Origin of the sequence: Polaromonas potterensis (assembly GCF_033446725.1) — a bacterium.
In the GTDB taxonomy this organism is placed as follows: domain Bacteria; phylum Pseudomonadota; class Gammaproteobacteria; order Burkholderiales; family Burkholderiaceae_C; genus Polaromonas.
This window is the reverse complement of the sequence record NZ_JAWQLX010000009.1, coordinates 24325-43337: the sequence shown is the minus strand read 5'-3', so window position 1 is coordinate 43337 and position 19013 is coordinate 24325. Positions and strand designations below refer to the sequence as shown.

Sequence of the window (19013 nt, the reverse complement as noted above, 5' to 3'; positions counted from 1 at the left end):
TCATGGCCCGTCTTCCCCGCCTCAGTCTTCCCGGCTACCCGCACCACGTCATTCAGCGTGGCAACAACCGGCAAGCCATTTTTTCGTCGACAGCCGATTACCAGACCCTGTTGGGCCTGATCGACGAAAACGCCAAAAAGTTTGGTGTGGCGATTCATGCTTATGTGTTGATGGGCAACCACTTTCATCTGCTGGCCACCCCGGAGTCGACCGAGGCCTTGCCCAAAATGATGCAGGCCGTGGGCCGGCGTTATGTGCGTTATTTCAACGACAGCCAGGGCCGCTCCGGGACTTTGTGGGAAGGCCGTTACCGTTCCACCGTGATCCAGACCGAGTTGTATTTGTTGGCCTGTATGGCCTACATCGACCTCAACCCGGTGCGCGCCGGCCTGGTGGCTGAAGCGCGCGACTACCCCTGGTCCAGCCATGCTCACTATGTCGGCTTGCGCAGCGACAAGCTGGTGACACCGCCGCCGCTGTTCTGGGCGCTGGGCAACACGCCTTTTGCCCGGGAGGCGGCTTACGCCGATAGGGTGCATGCGGGGGTGTCGGACCAGCAGCAACTTGCGCTGACGCAGTCTGTGCTCAGCGGCTGGGCTTTGGGGGATGCCGACTTCGTCGCGGACTTACAAAAGAAAACGCCACGCAGAGTCAGTAAAACGCAGGCGGGCCGCCCCATTCGTCAACCGCTTGCCGGGTCGTAGATGCTTGTAGTTCATTGATTTTTATGGAGTTTTTCAATTAATTTTAATACGTCCCTAATTAAAAGTTGATGAAATTTACAGGTGATTAATTAGATTCTGACCCTAATTATTCTGCTTGGCATTGTTGTTGCATTGCACTATGCTCCTTATCCCTGCGACATATTACGAAACCTGGCTGGACAGCCCATCGCGTACCCCACGCGTCGGCATGTCCCCCAACCGACTAGGAGTGCGCCATGACAACGGCAGCTGAAATCAAACATTTTGAACAAAACGGTCTTTACAGCCCGGCGAACGAACATGACGCCTGTGGTGTCGGTTTTGTTGCGCATATCAAGGGTCACAAAAGCCACGCCATCGTGCAGCAGGGCCTGAAGATTCTCGAAAACCTGGACCACCGGGGTGCGGTCGGTGCCGACAAATTGATGGGTGATGGCGCCGGTATCCTGATTCAGCTGCCTGATGCGCTTTACCGCGAAGAAATGGCCAAACAGGGCGTGAACCTGCCGCCGCCCGGCGAATACGGCGTGGGCATGGTGTTTTTGCCCAAAGAACATGCCTCCCGCCTGGCCTGCGAGCAGGCGCTCGAACGTGCCGTGCGTCTGGAAGGCCAGGTCTTGCTGGGCTGGCGTGATGTGCCGGTTAACCGCGACATGCCGATGTCGCCGACGGTGCGCGCAAAAGAGCCCATCCTGCGCCAGATTTTTATTGGCCGCGGCAATGATGTGATCGTGCAGGACGCGCTGGAGCGCAAGCTGTATGTGATCCGCAAAACCGCCAGCGCCGCGATCCAGAGCCTGCGCCTGACGCACAGCAAAGAATATTACGTGCCCAGCATGTCCAGCCGCACCGTGGTCTACAAAGGCCTGTTGCTGGCGGACCAGGTCGGCACTTATTTCATGGACCTGACCGACCCGCGCTGCGTGTCGGCCCTGGGGCTGGTGCACCAGCGTTTCTCCACCAACACCTTCCCCGAATGGCCGCTGGCCCACCCTTACCGCTACGTCGCCCACAACGGCGAAATCAACACGGTCAAGGGCAACTACAACTGGATGAAGGCTAGAGAAGGCGTGATGTCTTCGCCGGTGCTGGGCACCGATCTGCAAAAGCTGTATCCGATCAGTTTTGCCGACCAGTCCGACACCGCAACCTTCGACAACTGCCTGGAGCTGCTGACCATGGCGGGTTACCCGATCAGCCAGGCCGTGATGATGATGATTCCCGAGCCTTGGGAGCAGCACACCACCATGGACGAACGCCGCAAGGCTTTTTACGAATACCACGCCGCCATGCTGGAGCCCTGGGACGGCCCGGCCTCCATCGTGTTCACCGATGGCCGCCAGATCGGCGCCACGCTGGACCGCAACGGCTTGCGTCCCTCGCGTTATTGCGTGACCGACGACGACCTGGTCATCATGGCGTCCGAGTCCGGCGTGTTGCCGATTCCTGAAAACAAGATCGTGCGCAAATGGCGTTTGCAGCCCGGCAAGATGTTCCTGATTGATCTGGAACAGGGCCGCATGGTGGACGACGAAGAGATCAAGGCCACGCTGTCCCACAGCAAGCCTTACAAGCAGTGGATTGAAAACCTGCGCATCCGCCTCGACGACGTGCTGGCCACCAATGTGCCGGCACCAACCGATGGCACGAAGATGGGCTCCGACGAAGCCAGTGCAACCTCGTCTTCCAGCTCCGGCCTCACGGAATCCCCGTCGTTGCTGGACCGCCAGCAGGCCTTTGGTTACACCCAGGAAGACATCAAATTCCTGATGTCGCCGATGGCCGTCAATGGTGAAGAAGGCACAGGCTCCATGGGCAACGACAGCCCGCTGGCCGTGTTGTCGAATAAAAACAAGCCGTTGTACAACTACTTCAAGCAGCTGTTTGCGCAGGTGACGAACCCGCCTATCGACCCGATCCGCGAAGCGATCGTGATGTCGCTGGTGTCCTTTGTCGGCCCCAAGCCCAACCTGCTGGACATCAACCAGGTGAACCCGCCCATGCGGCTGGAGGTCAGCCAGCCGGTGCTCAACGTCGCCGACATGAAAAAGCTGCGTGACATTGAAACGCATACCCAGGGCAAATTCAGAAGTTACACGCTGGACATCACCTACCCGCTGGTCTGGGGCCACGAAGGTGTGGAAGCCAAGCTGGCATCGCTGTGCGCGGAAGCGGTGGATGCGATCAAGAGCGGCAAGAACATCCTGATCGTCAGCGACCGGGCCATCAGCCCGACACAAGTCGCCATTCCAGCCGTGCTGGCGCTGTCGGCGATTCACCAGCACCTGGTCAAGGAAGGCTTGCGCACCACGGCTGGCCTGGTGGTAGAGACCGGCTCCGCCCGGGAAGTGCATCACTTTGCCGTGCTGGCGGGTTATGGCGCGGAAGCCGTGCATCCCTACCTGGCGATGGAAACACTGGCCGAGCTGTCCAAAAACCTGCCGGGTGACCTGAGCACGGACAAAGCCGTCTACAACTATGTCAAAGCCATTGGCAAAGGCCTGTCCAAGATCATGTCCAAGATGGGCGTGTCGACTTATATGAGTTATTGCGGCGCGCAGTTGTTCGAGGCCATCGGCCTGAACCGCGCCACCATTGACAAATTTTTCACCGGCACCGCCAGCCAGGTCGAAGGCATGGGGGTGTTCGAGATCGCCGAAGAAGCGCTGCGTATGCACAAGGCCGCATTCGGTGCCGACCCGGTGCTGGCCAACATGCTGGACGCTGGCGGCGAATACGCGTGGCGCGTGCGCGGCGAAGACCACATGTGGACGCCTGACGCGATTGCCAAGCTGCAACATGCCTCACGTGCGAACAACTGGAACACCTACAAGGAATACGCCCAGCTGATCAACGACCAGAACCGTCGCCACATGACTTTGCGTGGCCTGTTTGAGTTCAAGATCGATCCGTCCAAAGCCATTCCGATCGACGAGGTCGAGCCGGCAAAAGAGATCGTCAAACGTTTCGCTACCGGCGCCATGTCGCTGGGGTCCATCAGCACCGAAGCGCATGCCACCTTGGCCGTGGCCATGAACCGCATAGGCGGCAAGAGCAACACCGGCGAGGGCGGTGAGGACCCGAACCGTTACCGCCAGGAACTCAAAGGCATCCCGATCAAGCAGGGTCAAACGCTGAAAAGTGTGATTGGCGAAAGCGTGGTCGAAGTCGACCTGCCGTTGCAAGACGGCGATTCGCTGCGTTCAAAAATCAAGCAGGTGGCTTCCGGCCGTTTTGGCGTGACAGCCGAATACCTGGTGTCAGCCGACCAGATCCAGATCAAGATGGCCCAGGGCGCCAAGCCTGGTGAAGGCGGCCAGTTGCCGGGTGGCAAGGTCAGTGAATACATTGGCGCCTTGCGTTATTCGGTGCCCGGCGTTGGCCTGATTTCGCCGCCACCGCACCACGACATTTATTCGATTGAAGACTTGGCGCAACTGATTCACGACCTGAAAAACGTGAACCCGCGCGCCAGCATCAGTGTCAAGCTGGTCAGCGAGGTCGGTGTCGGCACGATTGCGGCCGGTGTGGCCAAGGCCAAGTCCGACCACGTGGTGATTGCCGGCCATGACGGCGGCACCGGTGCTTCGCCCTGGTCGTCCATCAAACATGCGGGCTCACCCTGGGAAATCGGTCTGGCCGAAACCCAGCAGACCCTGGTGTTGAACCGCCTGCGCGGCCGCATCCGTGTGCAGGCTGACGGCCAGATGAAAACCGGCCGCGACGTGGTGATAGGTGCGCTTTTGGGCGCTGACGAATTCGGCTTTGCCACCGCACCGCTGGTGGTCGAAGGCTGCATCATGATGCGCAAATGCCACCTGAACACCTGCCCGGTCGGTGTGGCCACGCAAGACCCGGTCTTGCGCCAGAAATTCAGCGGCAAGCCCGAACATGTCGTCAACTATTTCTTCTTTGTCGCCGAAGAAGCGCGTCAACTGATGGCGCAACTCGGTGTGCGCAAGTTCGACGACCTGATCGGCCGCGCCGACCTGCTCGACACCCAGAAGGGGATTGAGCACTGGAAGGCCGACGGCCTCGACTTCTCGCGCCTGTTCTACCAGCCCAATGTGCCGGCCGACGTGCCGCGCCTGCATGTGATGGCGCAAGACCATGCGCTGGAAAAAGCGCTGGATGTGCGCCTGATTGAAAAATCAAAAGCGGCGCTGGAAAAAGGCGAAAAAGTCCAATTCATCGAAACTGTGCGCAACGTCAATCGCACCGTCGGTGCGATGTTGTCGGGTGAGTTGACGCGGCGCCATCCTGAAGGGCTGCCGGACGACACCCTGCGTATCCAGCTCGAAGGCACGGGCGGCCAGTCGTTTGGCGCCTTCCTGGCCAAGGGCATCACCATGTATTTGATTGGTGACGCCAACGACTACACCGGCAAAGGCCTTTCCGGTGGCCGCATCGTGGTGCGACCGAGCATTGACTTCCGCGGTGAGTCGCATAAAAACACCATCGTTGGCAACACCGTGCTTTACGGTGCCACCACGGGGGAGGCCTTTTTCAGCGGCGTGGCCGGCGAACGTTTTGCCGTGCGCCTGTCGGGGGCCACGGCCGTCGTCGAAGGTACGGGCGACCATGGTTGCGAATACATGACGGGCGGCACGGTCGCGGTGCTGGGCAAGACCGGACGCAACTTTGCGGCCGGCATGAGCGGCGGCGTGGCTTATGTCTACGACGAAGATGGCCAGTTTGCCAAACGTTGCAACACCGCCATGGTGTCGCTGGAAAAAGTCCAGCCGGCGGCCCAGCAGGAGGCCGGTAGCGAGCATGGCCTCTGGCATGGCGGCCAGACCGATGAAGCTCAGTTGCGCAAATTGCTGGAAGACCACAACCGCTGGACCGGCAGCAAACGTGCCCGCGAATTGCTGGACAACTGGGCGGAAGCGCGCGGCAAATTCGTCAAGGTATTCCCGCTGGAATACAAACGCGCGCTGGGCGAAATGGCGGCTAAAAAATCAGCCGCTGTTGCAGCCCCCGCCAAAGCAGCAGGCAAGACAGTGGTCGCCAAAGCCACACAAGCCGCCGCCTAAACAAGAAGTATCTGGAGTAGCCATATGGGAAAAGTCACCGGTTTCATGGAATACGAACGTATCGAGGAGGGCTACAAGCCCGTGCCCGAGCGTCTGAAAAACTACAAAGAGTTTGTGATCGGACTCGATGATGCGCAGGCCAACAAACAGGCGGCGCGTTGTATGGACTGCGGCACGCCGTTTTGCAACAGCGGCTGCCCGGTCAACAACATCATTCCTGATTTCAACGACATGGTGTTTCAAGCCGACTGGAAAAGCGCCATCGAAACGCTGCACAGTACCAACAACTTTCCGGAGTTCACCGGCCGCATCTGCCCCGCACCCTGCGAGGCGGCCTGCACGCTGAATGTGAATGACGATGCGGTGGGCATCAAGTCGATTGAACACGCCATCATCGACCGCGCCTGGGCCGAAGGCTGGGTCAAGCCGCAATTGCCCCAGCACAAGACGGGCAAAAAAGTGGCGGTGGTGGGTTCTGGCCCGGCTGGCATGGCCGCGGCGCAGCAACTGGCGCGCGCCGGTCATGACGTGACCTTGTTCGAAAAGAACGACCGTATTGGCGGCCTGCTGCGTTACGGCATCCCCGACTTCAAGATGGAGAAAATCCACATCGACCGTCGTGTCGAACAAATGCAGGCCGAAGGGGTGACCTTCCGCACCGGGGTCATGGTTGGCAAGGCCAAGGACCCGCTGGGCAAGGACACCAAGGTCACCAACTGGGCCAAGGAAACCATCACGCCCGAACAGCTGCAAAAAGACTTTGACGCGATCATTCTGACCGGCGGTGCCGAGCAGTCGCGCGATTTGCCGGTCCCCGGTCGTGATCTGGATGGCGTGCATTTTGCGATGGAGTTTTTGCCGCAACAAAACAAGGTCAATGCCGGTGACAAGGTCAAGGACCAGCTGCGTGCCGATGGCAAACACGTGATCGTGATCGGCGGCGGGGACACCGGCTCTGACTGCGTCGGCACCAGCAACCGCCACGGCGCGCTTAGCGTCACGCAGTTTGAGCTGATGCCCCAGCCCCCGGAAGAAGAAAACCGGCCCATGACCTGGCCTTACTGGCCGATCAAGCTCCGCACCTCTTCCTCCCATGAGGAAGGCTGCGAGCGCGAATTCGCGATTTCCACCAAGGAGCTCATGGGTGAGAAGGGCAAAGTCACCGGCCTGAAAACTGTGCGTGTCGAATGGAAAAACGGCAAGATGGTCGAAGTGACGGGTTCCGAACAGACCCTCAAGGCTGACCTCGTCTTGCTGGCCATGGGTTTTGTGGCCCCGGTCCCGGCGGTGCTGGAGGCCTTTGGTGTTGAAAAAGATACACGCGGCAACGCAAAAGCGACGACAGACTTCAGCGGCGGTTATGCGACCAATGTGCCCAAGGTGTTTGCGGCCGGCGACATACGCCGTGGGCAAAGCCTGGTGGTGTGGGCGATTCGCGAGGGCCGCCAGGCGGCGCGCTCCGTCGACGAATTCCTCATGGGTTACAGCGACCTGCCGCGCTGAAAGCGGCCAGCCCTCGCCAATCGCCTCTTGGGTGCTTGGCGAGGGTGCGGGCCGGTGCGAAGCGCGTCAGCTTGCGAGAGCCTTGGTCCTGCAACTATCTGCTCATGTGAGTTTTGCTATAAAAATAGTAGCTGCTTGCGCCCGTGATTAAAGGGCTGCAGCCTGATTTTTTGTAAATTTTAGGCGCTGCAGGGCATTTTGTGGTTATTTGGCGCTTTTGGCGCAGTGGCCGCCTCATGGGCGAGGTGTGGTTTTCGCGGGAACTGGCTTTTGTTCGCTCAACCGGATCAGGGCAAACCCTTTATCATTGGGGAATCGTAACCAAAGGTCGGCATGTCTGCCGGCTTTTCTTTTTCCTTCATGTCCGACAGCGCGCCGTCCTCTCTGGTTGAATTCAAACATGTGACCTTCGCCTACCCAGGCGCCAAAGGGGATCGCGTGATTTTGAACGACGTCACGCTGTCCGTGCCGCGCGGCAAGGTCACCGCCTTGATGGGGGCCTCAGGCGGCGGAAAAACCACGGTGTTACGCCTGATAGGCGGGCAGCAAAAAGCCGGGAGCGGCGAGGTTTTGTTTGACGGCCGCAACGTGGGCGGCCTGAGCCAGACCGACTTGTATGCCGCGCGCCGCCGAATGGGCATGTTGTTCCAGTTCGGCGCCCTGTTCACCGACTTGAGTGTGTTTGACAACGTGGCCTTTCCCCTGCGCGAGCACACCACCTTGACCGAAGTACTGATTCGCGACATTGTGTTGATGAAGCTCAACGCGGTCGGGCTGCGCGGCGCCCATGCGCTGATGCCTAGCGAAATTTCGGGTGGCATGGCCAGGCGGGTGGCGCTGGCCCGGGCCATTGTGCTGGACCCGGAACTCATCATGTACGACGAGCCCTTTGCCGGCCTGGACCCAATTTCGCTTGGCACCGCCGCGCAACTGATACGCCAGCTCAACGACACCCTGGGCATCACCAGCATTGTGGTGTCGCACGATCTGGAAGAAACCTTCCGCATTGCCGACAAGGTCATCATCCTGGCCAATGGCGGCATTGCCGCCCAGGGTACGCCCGACGAAGTGCGCCATTCCAGCGACCCGCTGGTCCATCAGTTCGTCAATGCGCTGGCCGAGGGGCCGGTGCAGTTTCATTACCCGGGCCCGAACGTGGCCGATGACTTTGGCCTGCAGTCCGTGGCCGGCAAGGAGAGGCGCCCATGAGCAAGTCTGTGCTGCTCAATCTGGTCGCCGACCTGGGTTTTGCCACGCGTTGCAAGCTGGTCGAAATGGGTTACGGCGCCCGCATGATGGCCAGGTTGCTGGCGTTGACGGGGCCGGTGTTTGCCCGTTTTGGCCTGATTCGCGACCAAATTTTCTTTCTGGGCAACTACTCGCTGGCCATCATCACGGTCTCGGGCTTGTTTGTTGGTTTTGTGCTGGGTTTGCAAAGTTATTACGCCTTGCAGCGTTACGGTTCGTCCGAGGCGCTGGGCCTGCTGGTGGCCCTGGCCCTGGTGCGCGAACTGGGGCCGGTGATCACCGCGCTGCTTTTTGCCGGACGCGCCGGTACGGCGCTGACGGCGGAAATCGGCCTGATGAAAGCCGGCGAGCAATTGTCGGCCATGGAAATGATGGCGGTGGACCCGGTGCGCCGTATTCTCGCCCCGCGTTTCTGGGGCGGCGTGATCGCCATGCCCTTGCTGGCCGCGGTTTTCAGCGCTGTCGGTATTCTGGGCGGATGGGTGGTCGGCGTGCTCATGATCGGTGTGGATGCCGGCGCTTTCTGGAGCCAGATGCAGTCGGGCGTGGACGTCTGGCGCGACGTCGGCAATGGCATCGTCAAGAGTTTTGTGTTCGGCGTGACCGTGACGTTTATCGCTTTGTTTCAGGGTTTTGAGGCCCAGCCAACACCCGAAGGGGTGGCGCGGGCCACGACGCGTACCGTGGTGCTGGCCTCGCTGGCGGTGCTGGGGCTGGACTTTGTATTGACGGCCCTGATGTTCAGCGTGTGATTTTTGTCACCTCAACCATTGCCCCGTCCGATGCGAAAATTCACCACTTATTTACCGGCCGGCATCTGCCGCGGCCCGTGCTTTTTTAGGAATCAAGATGCAACGCTCCAAAAATGACTTGTGGGTCGGCCTGTTTGTGCTGGCCGGCGCTGCAGCCGTTCTGTTTTTGGCGCTGAAGTCGGCCAATTTGCTGACCTTGAGCTTCGACAAATCGTATGCGGTGGTCGCCAAGTTTGACAATATTGGTGGTTTAAAACCACGCGCGGCCGTCAGAAGTGCGGGTGTGATCGTCGGCCGTGTTGAGAATATTACGTTTGATGACAAGTCCTATCAAGCCAGTGTTAATCTGGCATTGGAAAGCCGCTATGTTTTCCCCAAAGACAGCTCACTGAAAATTCTGACCAGTGGTTTGTTGGGAGAGCAATACATCGGTGTGGAAGCGGGTGCTGAGGAGAAAAATCTGGCGGCGGGTGACGTGATCAAACAGACACAGTCGGCCGTGGTGCTGGAAAATCTGATCAGCCAATTTTTGTACAGCAAGGCGGCGGACAGCGGTTCCAATTCGACAACTACGCCGCCGGCAGGGACCCCCGATAAAAAATGAAAACAACAAGCACAATGAAATCGGCCGCCCTCTGGGCCGGCTTGCTGGCGCTGGCCCTGCTGCAGGGCTGTGCCACCGGACCCAATCCGCGCGATCCTTTTGAGCCGTATAACCGCAGCATGACGCGTTTTAACGAAGGCGTGGACGAGGCGGTGCTCAAGCCGGTGGCCCAGGCCTACCAAGCCGCCTTGCCCTCGCCGGTGCGCACCGGCGTCAACAATTTTTTCGGCAATTTGTCGGATGTCTGGTCAATGGTGAACAACCTTCTCCAGTTCAAGCCGCAGGCGGCCGGTGAAAGCCTGATGCGGGTCAGCGTCAACACGGTGTTCGGTCTGGGCGGGGTGCTGGATTGGGCCACGGAAATGGGCATTGACAGGCATCGCGAAGATTTCGGCAAAACCCTGGGACGCTGGGGTGTAGGCACCGGTCCTTATTTGGTACTGCCGCTGCTGGGCCCATCGACGGTGCGTGACGCGTCGGCGCTGCTGGTGGATGCTTATGGGGATCCGGTGTACCAGGGGGTGGAGAGCATATCCACCCGCAACTCCCTGTACGCGCTTCGCATCGTGGACTTGCGCGCCAGCCTGCTGCGTGCCGGGGATGTGTTGGACCAGGCGGCGCTGGACAAATACAGCTTCACGCGTGATGCCTATTTGCAGCGCCGGGGTGCTGCTCTGAGTGGCAGTGGGGCAAGCGAAGAGCGTTTTGACCTGCCCGAAGCTGCGCCGCCCGCGCCGACGAAATAAACAAGCTTTACACGGCAGTGTCATAACTTCACCTGCCGACCCGAACCAACGCAAGAAAAACGCAGTCCAATCAATCACTTGCCACGCAGTCGGTCTTTTTAGCCCAACCCCGGCAGGCAGATGTTCTGACCTGAAAGGAAACCATGAACCGTCGAATTTTTAGCCATGTTGTTGGCGCTTCTCTTGCCCTGGCCTTGCTGGCCGTGGGCCCCGCAGCACGCGCCGCCGACGAGGCGCCGGATGCCCTGATCAAACGCACCTCCACCGAGGTGCTGGACGCGATCCGGTCCGACAAGGCGATTCAGGGTGGTGATGTGAGCCGGGTCATTACGCTGGTGGACAGCAAAATCATGCCGAATGTCAATTTCACGCGCATGACGGCTGCCGCTGTCGGACGGAACTGGCGCCAGGCCACGCCCGAGCAGCAAAAACGGCTGCAGGAAGAATTCAAGACCTTGCTGGTCCGTACCTATGCGGGCGCGCTGTCCCAGGTCAAGGACCAGACCATCAATGTCAAGCCTTTGCGTGCCGCACCGGCGGACACCGAAGTGTTGGTGCGCACCGAGGTGATTGGCCGCAGCGACCCGATCCAGCTGGATTACCGCATGGAAAAAACAGCTGGCGGCTGGAAAATTTATGACCTCAACGTCTTGGGCATCTGGCTCGTGGATACCTACCGCACCCAGTTTGCGCAGGAAATCACTGCCAAAGGTGTGGATGGCCTGATCGCGACGCTGGCCCAGCGTAACAAGTCCAACAACGGCGACAAGAAGTCCTGAGTGATGCGGCTTCCTGACCAGTTGACGCATGACCTGGCGGTGCCGGCGCTGCTGGCTCTGAAACAGGCGCTGGCTGCGCAAACGGGCGCTGCCGTGGTGGCGGATGCCAGCGCGCTGCGGATCTTTGATTCGTCGGCGCTGGCCGTCCTGCTCGACTGCCGCCGCGAAGTCCTCGCCGCCGGCAAGACCTTTTCCGTGCAGGGTTTGCCCGAGCGCCTGCGCCAGTTGGCGGGTCTGTACGGCGTGGAAGTACTGCTGCCAGCGACCGTCTGACACCGTTCCTGAGGGCTGAATGCCCTTATCTGCACGGTCTCGGGCAGACTCCGGGCCGGCGCCCTTAAAATAGACGGCTCATGCCCGCCATCTCATTCCAGTCCGTCTCCAAAAATTACCACAATACACGCAGCCGGTCCGGTCCAGGCGTCCGGGCGCTGGATGATGTCAGCTTTGACATACAGCCGGGCGAGTTTTTTGGCCTGCTCGGCCCCAACGGCGCCGGTAAAACCAGCCTGATCAGCATTCTGGCGGGACTCTCACGCGCCAGCAGCGGCACCGTGACGGTGCATGGCAGCGACGTGGTGAGCGACTATGCCAATGCCCGCCGCAAACTCGGCGTGGTGCCGCAAGAGCTGGTGTTCGACCCCTTTTTCACGGTGCGCGAGGCGCTGCGCATCCAGTCTGGCTATTTTGGCGTCAAGAACAACGAGGACTGGATCGACGAGTTGCTGGCCAGCCTGGGCCTGGCCGACAAGGCCGATGCGAATATGCGGCAGCTGTCGGGCGGCATGAAACGCCGCGTGCTGGTGGCCCAGGCCCTGGTCCACAAACCCCAGGTGATTGTGCTGGACGAGCCAACCGCCGGTGTTGATGTGGAGTTGCGCCAGACCTTGTGGCAATTTGTCGCCAAACTCAACAAGCAAGGCAGCACCGTGCTTCTGACCACGCATTACCTCGAAGAAGCCGAAGCCCTGTGCAGCCGCATCGCCATGCTCAAGCAAGGGCGTATGGTGGCGCTGGCGCAGACCTCCGAACTGCTCAAGTCCGCATCCTCCAATGTGCTGCGTTTCAAGATCGACAGCGAGCTGCCCAAAGCGTTGGCCGACAAGGCGCGTATCACCGGTCGGATTGTGCAACTGCCTGCGCACAATGCCCATGAAATCGAGCAATACCTGAGCGCCATGCGTGAGGCCGGCCTGGTGGCCGAAGATGTCGAAATCCGCAAGGCCGACCTGGAAGATGTGTTCCTGGAAGTGATGGCTGAAAAAACAGTCGCAAAACCATTTGCGCCGGAGCCGGCCCCAAGAACAGGCGCCTTTCCTGATGGCGCAAAAGGCGGCACGCCGCCGCAAGCCAGCGAAGCGACCAGCGTGGGAGTTGCAGAATGACCGGCTGGCAAACACTTTTTTATAAAGAGGTGCTGCGTTTCTGGAAAGTTGGTTTCCAGACCGTGGGTGCGCCCGTGCTTACCGCTGTCATGTACATGCTGATTTTTGGCCATGTGTTGCAGGACCAGGTCAAGGTCTACGGCAGCGTGAGTTACACCGCCTTTTTGGTGCCCGGCCTGGTCATGATGAGTGTGTTGCAAAACGCCTTTGCCAACAGCTCTTCCTCGCTGATCCAGAGCAAGATCATGGGCAGCCTGGTGTTTGTGCTGCTGACGCCGCTGTCGCACTGGGCCTGGTTTTGTGCCTACGTCGGCTCCTCCGTGGTGCGCGGCCTGGCGGTCGGTCTAGGCGTGTTTGTGGTGACGGTTTATTTTGGCCGCCCGAGTTTTGTCGCGCCACTGTGGATTGTGGTGTTTGCCGTGTTGGGTGCGGGTTTGCTGGGTTCCCTGGGGCTGATCGCCGGTCTCTGGTCGGAAAAGTTCGACCAGATGGCGGCCTTCCAGAACTTTGTCATCATGCCCATGACTTTTCTGAGTGGCGTTTTTTACTCCATTCATTCGCTGCCACCGTTCTGGCAAACCGTCAGTCACCTGAACCCGTTTTTCTACATGATTGACGGGTTCCGTTACGGCTTTTTCGGTATCAGCGACGTCTCGCCCTGGATCAGCTTCGCCATTGTGGGCACGGCGTTCCTGGTGGTCAGCGGCGTGGCGGTGAACATGCTGCGTGTTGGCTACAAAATCCGGCACTAGATATGGCCCCCACGCTTCTCGCTTCGCGTAGTACGCTGCCCCCCGAGGGGGCGCTGCGCCTGCGGGCTGGCAGAGCCAGACCCGCGGCCCTGACTGAAAAATACCGTTTCAGCGAACAACATTGATTACCCGTCTGATAAATTAAATATGACCAGCGAAGAACTCCAGACCATCATCGCGGCAGGTTTGCCGTGCGACCACCTTGAGGTGACCGGCGACGGCCGGCACTGGTATGCCACCGTGGTGTCCAGCGCCTTTGAAGGCCAACGCCTGATTCAGCGCCACCAGCGGGTGTACGCCACGCTGGGTGGCCGCATGCAGAGCGACGAGGTTCATGCCTTGTCGATGAAGACCTATACGCCCGTCGAGTGGGCCAACAACCCGGCCCAATAAAAATCATGGACAAACTACGTATCAAAGGCGGCAAAACGCTGGCCGGCACGGTGGATATTTCGGGCGCCAAAAACGCGGCCTTGCCGGAGTTGTGCGCCGCGCTGCTGACCGCCGAGCCGGTCACGCTGGACAACGTGCCGCGCCTGCAGGACGTGGCCACCATGCTCAAGCTGATCCGCAACATGGGTGTGACGGCCGAACACGATAGCGCCACGCCCGGCCGTGTCACCATCAACGCCAGCGGCTTGAGTTCACCGGAAGCACCGTACGAACTGGTCAAGACCATGCGCGCCTCGGTGCTGGCCCTGGGCCCGCTGCTAGCGCGTTTTGGCGAGGCCACGGTGTCCTTGCCAGGCGGCTGCGCGATTGGTTCGCGGCCGGTGGACCAGCACATCAAGGGCATGCAGGCCATGGGCGCCGAGATTGTGGTCGAACACGGCTACATGATTGCCAAACTGCCCGCCGGACAGACACGGCTCAAGGGCTGCAGCATCACGACCGACATGGTGACCGTCACCGGCACCGAAAACTTCCTGATGGCCGCCAGCCTGGCCGAAGGGGAGACCATCCTCGAAAACGCCGCGCAAGAGCCCGAAATCGGCGATCTGGCCGAGATGCTGATCAAGATGGGCGCGAAGATCGAAGGTCATGGCACGCGCCGCATTCGTATCCAGGGTGTGGAGCGCCTGCACGGTTGCACCCACCAGGTGGTGGCCGACCGCATCGAAACCGGGACTTTTCTCTGTGCCGTGGCCGCCACGGGCGGCGATGTGGTGCTGCGCCATGGCCGCGCCGACCACCTGGATGCGGTGATCGACAAGTTGCGCGAAGCCGGTGCCCTGGTGACGGCGGGCGACGGTTTTATCCGTGTCCAGGCGCAAGGCCGCATGAAAGCGCAGTCCTTCCGCACCACCGAATACCCGGGTTTCCCGACCGACATGCAGGCCCAGTTCATGGCACTCAATGCGATTGCGCAGGGTTCCAGCACGGTGACTGAAACGATTTTTGAAAACCGCTTCATGCACGTCAACGAGATGGTGCGCCTGGGCGCGAAAATCCAGATCGAAGGCAAGGTGGCCGTCATGGAAGGCGTTGAAAAACTCTCGGGCGCCACGGTGATGGCGACCGACCTGCGGGCCTCGGCCAGCCTGGTGATCGCCGGCCTGGTGGCCCAGGGCGAGACCCTGGTTGACCGCATCTACCACCTGGACCGTGGTTATGACCAGATGGAAGCCAAGCTGCGCAGCATAGGCGCCGACATCGAAAGGGTCCAATGAGCCCCCACGCTCCCCACTTCGTGTGGTTCGCTGCCCCCCGGGGGGGCCGCCCGCCTGCAGTCCGGCAAAGCCGGTCCTGCGGCTTGAGCTTGCAAAAACGGGCTAAGGACGTCAACTTTTCAAAGGCATCACTGTGATAACGCTCGCTCTTTCCAAAGGCCGCATCTTCGACGAAACCCTGCCGCTGCTCAAAGCCGCCGGCATCGAGGTGCTGGAAGACCCGGAAAAATCGCGCAAGCTGATCCTGGCAACGAATCGGCCCGACGTGCGTGTGGTGCTGGTGCGCGCCACCGACGTGCCGACCTATGTGCAATACGGCGGCGCCGACATCGGCGTGACCGGCAAGGACACTTTGATCGAACATGGTGGACAGGGCTTGTACCAGCCGCTGGATCTGCAGATTGCCAAGTGCCGCATGAGTGTGGCGGTGCGCGCCGGTTTTGACTACGAAGCTGCCGTCAAACAGGGTTCTCGCCTGAAGGTCGCGACCAAGTTTGTCAGCATCGCGCGTGATTTTTTCGCCACCAAAGGTGTGCACGTGGACCTGATCAAGCTTTACGGCAGCATGGAGCTGGCGCCGCTGACCGGCCTGGCCGACGCGATTGTCGACCTGGTCAGCAGCGGCAACACACTGAAAGCCAACCACCTGGTCGAGGTCGAACGCATCATGGACATCAGCTCGCACCTGGTGGTCAACCAGGTCGCGCTCAAGCTCAAGCAGGCGCCCCTGCGCAACATCATTGACGCCTTTGCATCGGCTGTTGTGCAACCCACTTCCTGAAAACGCTATGAATCTGGTAGCTACTCCCGCCCGTCTGTCAACGGCTGACAACACTTTTGATGCTCAACTGAAGGTGCTGCAGCACTGGTCGGCAGAAGCCGACCAGGCGATCGAGACAGTCGTGGCCGACATCCTGGCGGATGTGCAGCAGCGCGGCGACGCCGCCGTGCTGGACTACACCCGACGTTTTGACCACCTGCAGGCCGACAGCGTGCAGGCGCTGGAGTTGACGCAGGCCGAACTCAAGGCCGCCTTTGACACGATTCCCGCCGCCCAGCGCGAGGCGCTGCAGGCCGCCGCGCGCCGTGTGCGCAGCTACCATGAGGCCCAGAAGAAGGCCTGCGGCGAAAGCTGGCAATACCGTGACGAAGACGGCACCTTGCTGGGCCAGAAAGTCACGCCGCTGGACCGCGCCGGCATTTATGTGCCAGGCGGCAAGGCGGCTTATCCTTCCTCGGTGCTGATGAACGCGATCCCCGCCCATGTGGCCGGTGTGGGCGAAATCATCATGGTTGTGCCCACGCCCCGGGGCGAGAAAAACGCGCTGGTGCTGGCCGCGGCTTATGTGGCCGGTGTCACACGCGCCTTCACCATAGGCGGCGCGCAAGCGGTGGCGGCGCTGGCTTACGGCACGGCGACAATTCCGGCCGTGGACAAAATCACCGGCCCCGGCAACGCCTATGTGGCGGCGGCCAAGCGCCGGGTCTTTGGCACCGTCGGCATAGACATGATTGCCGGCCCCAGCGAAATCCTGGTGCTGGCCGACGGCAGCACGCCGGCCGACTGGGTGGCCATGGACTTGTTCAGCCAAGCCGAACACGACGAGCTGGCGCAAAGCATTTTGTTGTGCCCCGACGCGGCCTACCTGGACGCCGTGCAGGAAGCCATCAACCGCCTGTTGCCAGCCATGCCGCGCGCCGAGATCATCGCCAAATCGCTGAACGGCCGCGGCGCCTTGATCCAGACGCGCAACATGGAAGAAGCCTGCGCCATCAGCAACCGCATTGCGCCCGAACACCTGGAAGTCTCCAGCACCGATCCACAACGCTGGGAGCCGCTGCTCAAACACGCGGGTGCGATTTTCCTGGGGGCTTACACCAGCGAATCGCTGGGCGACTACTGCGCCGGCCCGAATCACGTGTTGCCAACCAGTGGCACCGCGCGTTTCTCCAGCCCGCTGGGTGTTTACGATTTCCAGAAACGCTCCAGCCTGATTGAGGTCAGCGAAGCCGGGGCGCAAACCCTGGGGAAAATCGCCGCCGAACTGGCTTACGGCGAAGGGCTGCAGGCGCACGCCCGCGCCGCTGAAATGAGAATGAAAAAATGAACGAACTCGCGCCCAAGCTGAAAAATTTGATCCGGCAAGATATTCAATCCATGCACGCGTATGCGGTGCAGGATTCGGCGGGTTTACTCAAGCTCGACGCGATGGAAAACCCGCATCGTCTGCCGGCCGACTTGCAGGCCAAGCTGGGTGAACGCCTGGGTGCGCTGGCGCTGAACCGTTATCCGGATGGCCGCATCAACGACTTGCGCGCGGCGCTGGCGTCTTATGCGCAGATGCCCGAAGGCTTTGACATCATGCTGGGCAATGGTTCGGACGAGTTGATCTCGCTGCTGGCCATGGCTTGCGACGTGCCTGGCGCCACCATCCTCGCGCCGCTGCCCGGTTTTGTGATGTACGGCATCAGCGCGCAGCTGCAAGGCCTGAAATTTGTCGGTGTGCCCTTGACGCCAGACTTTGAGCTTGACGAAGCCGCCATGCTGGCCGCGATCTCCGAGCACCAGCCAGCCATCATCTACATCGCCTACCCGAACAACCCGACGGCCAATCTGTGGGACGACGCGGTGATTGACAAAATCATCGCCGCCGCGCCCGGCCTGGTGGTCATCGACGAGGCTTACCAGCCCTTTGCCAGCAAAAGTTACATCAACCGCATCGCCCGGCACCCCCATGTGTTGCTGATGCGCACGCTCAGCAAGTTCGGTCTGGCCGGTGTGCGCCTGGGTTACCTGATGGGCCCCAAGGCGCTGATCGCCGAGATCGACAAGGTGCGCCCGCCCTACAACATCAGCGTGCTGAACTACGAGTGCGCCTTGTTTGCGCTCGACCATGCCGAGGTGTTTTCGGCCCAGGCCCAGGAGATACGGGCGCAGCGCGCTATTCTTTTGGAAGCGCTGCAGGCTTTGCCGGGTGTCAAGACCTGGAAAAGCGACGCCAACATGATCCTGCTGCGGGTGCCGGATGCCCAGAAAACCTTTGAGGGCATGCGTGAGCGCAAGGTCCTGGTTAAAAACGTTTCTAAAATGCACCCATTGCTCGCCGATTGTTTGCGCCTGACCGTCGGCACCGCTGACGAGAACCGGCAGATGCTGGCAGCCCTTAAAGAATCACTATGACTACCCCCGCCTTGCTCCCCCGTATCGCCGAAGTTTCGCGCAGCACCGCCGAGACCCACATCACCGTCAAACTCAACCTGGACGGCAGCGGCCAGGCGGCCCTGTCCACCGGCATCGGTTTTTTCGACCACATGCTGGACCAGATCGCGCGGCACGGCCTGATTGACCTGGACATCCTGGCCAAGGGCGACCTGCACATCGACGGCCACCACACGGTGGAAGACGTGGGCATCACCTTCGGCCAGGCCGTGGCCCAGGCCGTCGGCGACAAAAAAGGCCTGCGCCGTTACGGCCACGCTTATGTGCCGCTGGACGAAGCCCTGTCGCGTGTGGTGATCGACTTTTCGGGCCGGCCCGGCCTGGTGATGAACGTGCCTTTCAAGAGCGGCATGATTGGCAGCTTCGACAGCCAGCTCGCGCACGAGTTTTTCCAGGGTTTTGTGAACCACGCGTTTGTGACCCTGCACATCGACAACCTGAAGGGCGAAAACGCCCACCACCAGGCCGAAACCGTGTTCAAGGCCTTTGCCCGCGCCCTGCGCATGGCGCTGGAGATCGATCCGCGTGCTGCCGGCGTGATTCCTTCGACCAAAGGTTCGTTGTAAGGCTTTTTAGCATGTTTTTAAGCATCAAATTGGCCTCTAGCCCAATAC

Annotated in this window: 17 protein-coding genes; all 17 read left to right on the top strand. The window is 60.5% G+C overall.

Translation table 11 applies throughout. From position 1 onward, the window contains the following. Nucleotides 1-2 precede the first annotated feature (2 nt). The 17 genes from R6254_RS16215 (at nt 3) to hisB (ending at nt 18965) form a co-directional block, all read left to right on the top strand. Nucleotides 3-704 carry an REP-associated tyrosine transposase gene (locus tag R6254_RS16215; protein ID WP_318408317.1) on the top strand — a complete coding sequence of 234 codons (702 nt, stop codon included), beginning with the start codon at nt 3-5 and terminating at the stop codon, nt 702-704. 236 nt (nt 705-940) lie between these two features. Next, a complete protein-coding gene (locus R6254_RS16210; protein ID WP_318408315.1) occupies nt 941-5740 on the top strand; it encodes a glutamate synthase-related protein in 4800 nt (1599 codons plus the stop codon). A 24-nt stretch (nt 5741-5764) separates the two neighbouring features. Then, on the top strand, nt 5765-7243 hold the full coding sequence (locus R6254_RS16205; protein WP_318408313.1) for a glutamate synthase subunit beta: 1479 nt from the start codon (nt 5765-5767) through the stop codon (nt 7241-7243). 360 nt (nt 7244-7603) lie between these two features. Further along, nucleotides 7604-8452 (top strand): ABC transporter ATP-binding protein, encoded by an 849-nt coding sequence (locus R6254_RS16200; RefSeq protein WP_318408312.1) that lies wholly within the window; start codon nt 7604-7606, stop codon nt 8450-8452. Further along, nucleotides 8449-9243, top strand: a complete 795-nt coding sequence (gene mlaE / locus R6254_RS16195; RefSeq protein WP_318408311.1) for a lipid asymmetry maintenance ABC transporter permease subunit MlaE — start codon at nt 8449-8451, stop codon at nt 9241-9243. Before R6254_RS16200 ends, mlaE begins: the two co-directional genes overlap by 4 nt. Nucleotides 9244-9340: 97 nt before the next feature. Continuing rightward, nucleotides 9341-9847: an outer membrane lipid asymmetry maintenance protein MlaD gene (mlaD, locus tag R6254_RS16190; RefSeq protein ID WP_318408310.1), complete on the top strand. Its 507-nt coding sequence runs from the start codon at nt 9341-9343 to the stop codon at nt 9845-9847. Further along, complete coding sequence (locus R6254_RS16185) at nt 9844-10593, top strand: MlaA family lipoprotein (RefSeq protein ID WP_318408309.1); 750 nt, start codon at nt 9844-9846, stop codon at nt 10591-10593. The genes mlaD and R6254_RS16185 overlap by 4 nt, the downstream gene beginning before the upstream one ends. A gap of 143 nt (nt 10594-10736) precedes the next feature. After that, nucleotides 10737-11372, top strand: a complete 636-nt coding sequence (locus R6254_RS16180) for an MlaC/ttg2D family ABC transporter substrate-binding protein (protein ID WP_318408308.1) — start codon at nt 10737-10739, stop codon at nt 11370-11372. Nucleotides 11373-11375: 3 nt separating this feature from the next. Next, a complete protein-coding gene (locus tag R6254_RS16175; RefSeq protein ID WP_318408566.1) occupies nt 11376-11645 on the top strand; it encodes an STAS domain-containing protein in 270 nt (89 codons plus the stop codon). An 80-nt stretch (nt 11646-11725) separates the two neighbouring features. Further along, nucleotides 11726-12757: an ABC transporter ATP-binding protein gene (locus R6254_RS16170; RefSeq protein WP_318408307.1), complete on the top strand. Its 1032-nt coding sequence runs from the start codon at nt 11726-11728 to the stop codon at nt 12755-12757. Beyond that, nucleotides 12754-13509, top strand: a complete 756-nt coding sequence (locus tag R6254_RS16165; RefSeq protein WP_318408306.1) for an ABC transporter permease — start codon at nt 12754-12756, stop codon at nt 13507-13509. Before R6254_RS16170 ends, R6254_RS16165 begins: the two co-directional genes overlap by 4 nt. Before the next feature lie 147 nt (nt 13510-13656). After that, nucleotides 13657-13902: a BolA family protein gene (locus tag R6254_RS16160; protein WP_318408305.1), complete on the top strand. Its 246-nt coding sequence runs from the start codon at nt 13657-13659 to the stop codon at nt 13900-13902. A 5-nt stretch (nt 13903-13907) separates the two neighbouring features. After that, a complete protein-coding gene (murA, locus tag R6254_RS16155) occupies nt 13908-15179 on the top strand; it encodes a UDP-N-acetylglucosamine 1-carboxyvinyltransferase (RefSeq protein WP_318408304.1) in 1272 nt (423 codons plus the stop codon). Nucleotides 15180-15312: 133 nt separating this feature from the next. Then, entirely contained in the window at nt 15313-15960 is a 648-nt protein-coding gene (hisG, locus tag R6254_RS16150) for an ATP phosphoribosyltransferase (RefSeq protein WP_318408302.1), read from the top strand. 7 nt (nt 15961-15967) lie between these two features. After that, nucleotides 15968-17287, top strand: coding sequence for a histidinol dehydrogenase (gene hisD, locus R6254_RS16145; protein ID WP_318408301.1), 1320 nt, complete (start codon nt 15968-15970; stop codon nt 17285-17287). Next, nucleotides 17284-18360 (top strand): histidinol-phosphate transaminase, encoded by a 1077-nt coding sequence (hisC, locus tag R6254_RS16140; protein ID WP_318408300.1) that lies wholly within the window; start codon nt 17284-17286, stop codon nt 18358-18360. Before hisD ends, hisC begins: the two co-directional genes overlap by 4 nt. After that, nucleotides 18357-18965, top strand: a complete 609-nt coding sequence (gene hisB, locus R6254_RS16135) for an imidazoleglycerol-phosphate dehydratase HisB (protein ID WP_318408298.1) — start codon at nt 18357-18359, stop codon at nt 18963-18965. Before hisC ends, hisB begins: the two co-directional genes overlap by 4 nt. The last annotated feature ends 48 nt before the right edge of the window (nt 18966-19013 follow it).

Excerpts from the sequence above, each read along its gene's own strand:
- mlaD (WP_318408310.1), top strand. The coding sequence starts at position 9,341 with ATGCAACGCTCCAAAAATGACTTGTGGGTCGGCCTGTTTGTGCTGGCC.
- R6254_RS16210 (WP_318408315.1), top strand. The coding sequence starts at position 941 with ATGACAACGGCAGCTGAAATCAAACATTTTGAACAAAACGGTCTTTAC.
- R6254_RS16215 (WP_318408317.1), top strand. The coding sequence starts at position 3 with ATGGCCCGTCTTCCCCGCCTCAGTCTTCCCGGCTACCCGCACCACGTC.
- murA (WP_318408304.1), top strand. The coding sequence starts at position 13,908 with ATGGACAAACTACGTATCAAAGGCGGCAAAACGCTGGCCGGCACGGTG.
- mlaE (WP_318408311.1), top strand. The coding sequence starts at position 8,449 with ATGAGCAAGTCTGTGCTGCTCAATCTGGTCGCCGACCTGGGTTTTGCC.
- hisB (WP_318408298.1), top strand. The coding sequence starts at position 18,357 with ATGACTACCCCCGCCTTGCTCCCCCGTATCGCCGAAGTTTCGCGCAGC.
- R6254_RS16205 (WP_318408313.1), top strand. The coding sequence starts at position 5,765 with ATGGGAAAAGTCACCGGTTTCATGGAATACGAACGTATCGAGGAGGGC.
- R6254_RS16160 (WP_318408305.1), top strand. The coding sequence starts at position 13,657 with ATGACCAGCGAAGAACTCCAGACCATCATCGCGGCAGGTTTGCCGTGC.
- R6254_RS16165 (WP_318408306.1), top strand. The coding sequence starts at position 12,754 with ATGACCGGCTGGCAAACACTTTTTTATAAAGAGGTGCTGCGTTTCTGG.
- R6254_RS16175 (WP_318408566.1), top strand. The coding sequence starts at position 11,376 with ATGCGGCTTCCTGACCAGTTGACGCATGACCTGGCGGTGCCGGCGCTG.
- hisD (WP_318408301.1), top strand. The coding sequence starts at position 15,968 with ATGAATCTGGTAGCTACTCCCGCCCGTCTGTCAACGGCTGACAACACT.
- hisC (WP_318408300.1), top strand. The coding sequence starts at position 17,284 with ATGAACGAACTCGCGCCCAAGCTGAAAAATTTGATCCGGCAAGATATT.
- R6254_RS16170 (WP_318408307.1), top strand. The coding sequence starts at position 11,726 with ATGCCCGCCATCTCATTCCAGTCCGTCTCCAAAAATTACCACAATACA.
- R6254_RS16185 (WP_318408309.1), top strand. The coding sequence starts at position 9,844 with ATGAAAACAACAAGCACAATGAAATCGGCCGCCCTCTGGGCCGGCTTG.
- R6254_RS16200 (WP_318408312.1), top strand. The coding sequence starts at position 7,604 with ATGTCCGACAGCGCGCCGTCCTCTCTGGTTGAATTCAAACATGTGACC.
- R6254_RS16180 (WP_318408308.1), top strand. The coding sequence starts at position 10,737 with ATGAACCGTCGAATTTTTAGCCATGTTGTTGGCGCTTCTCTTGCCCTG.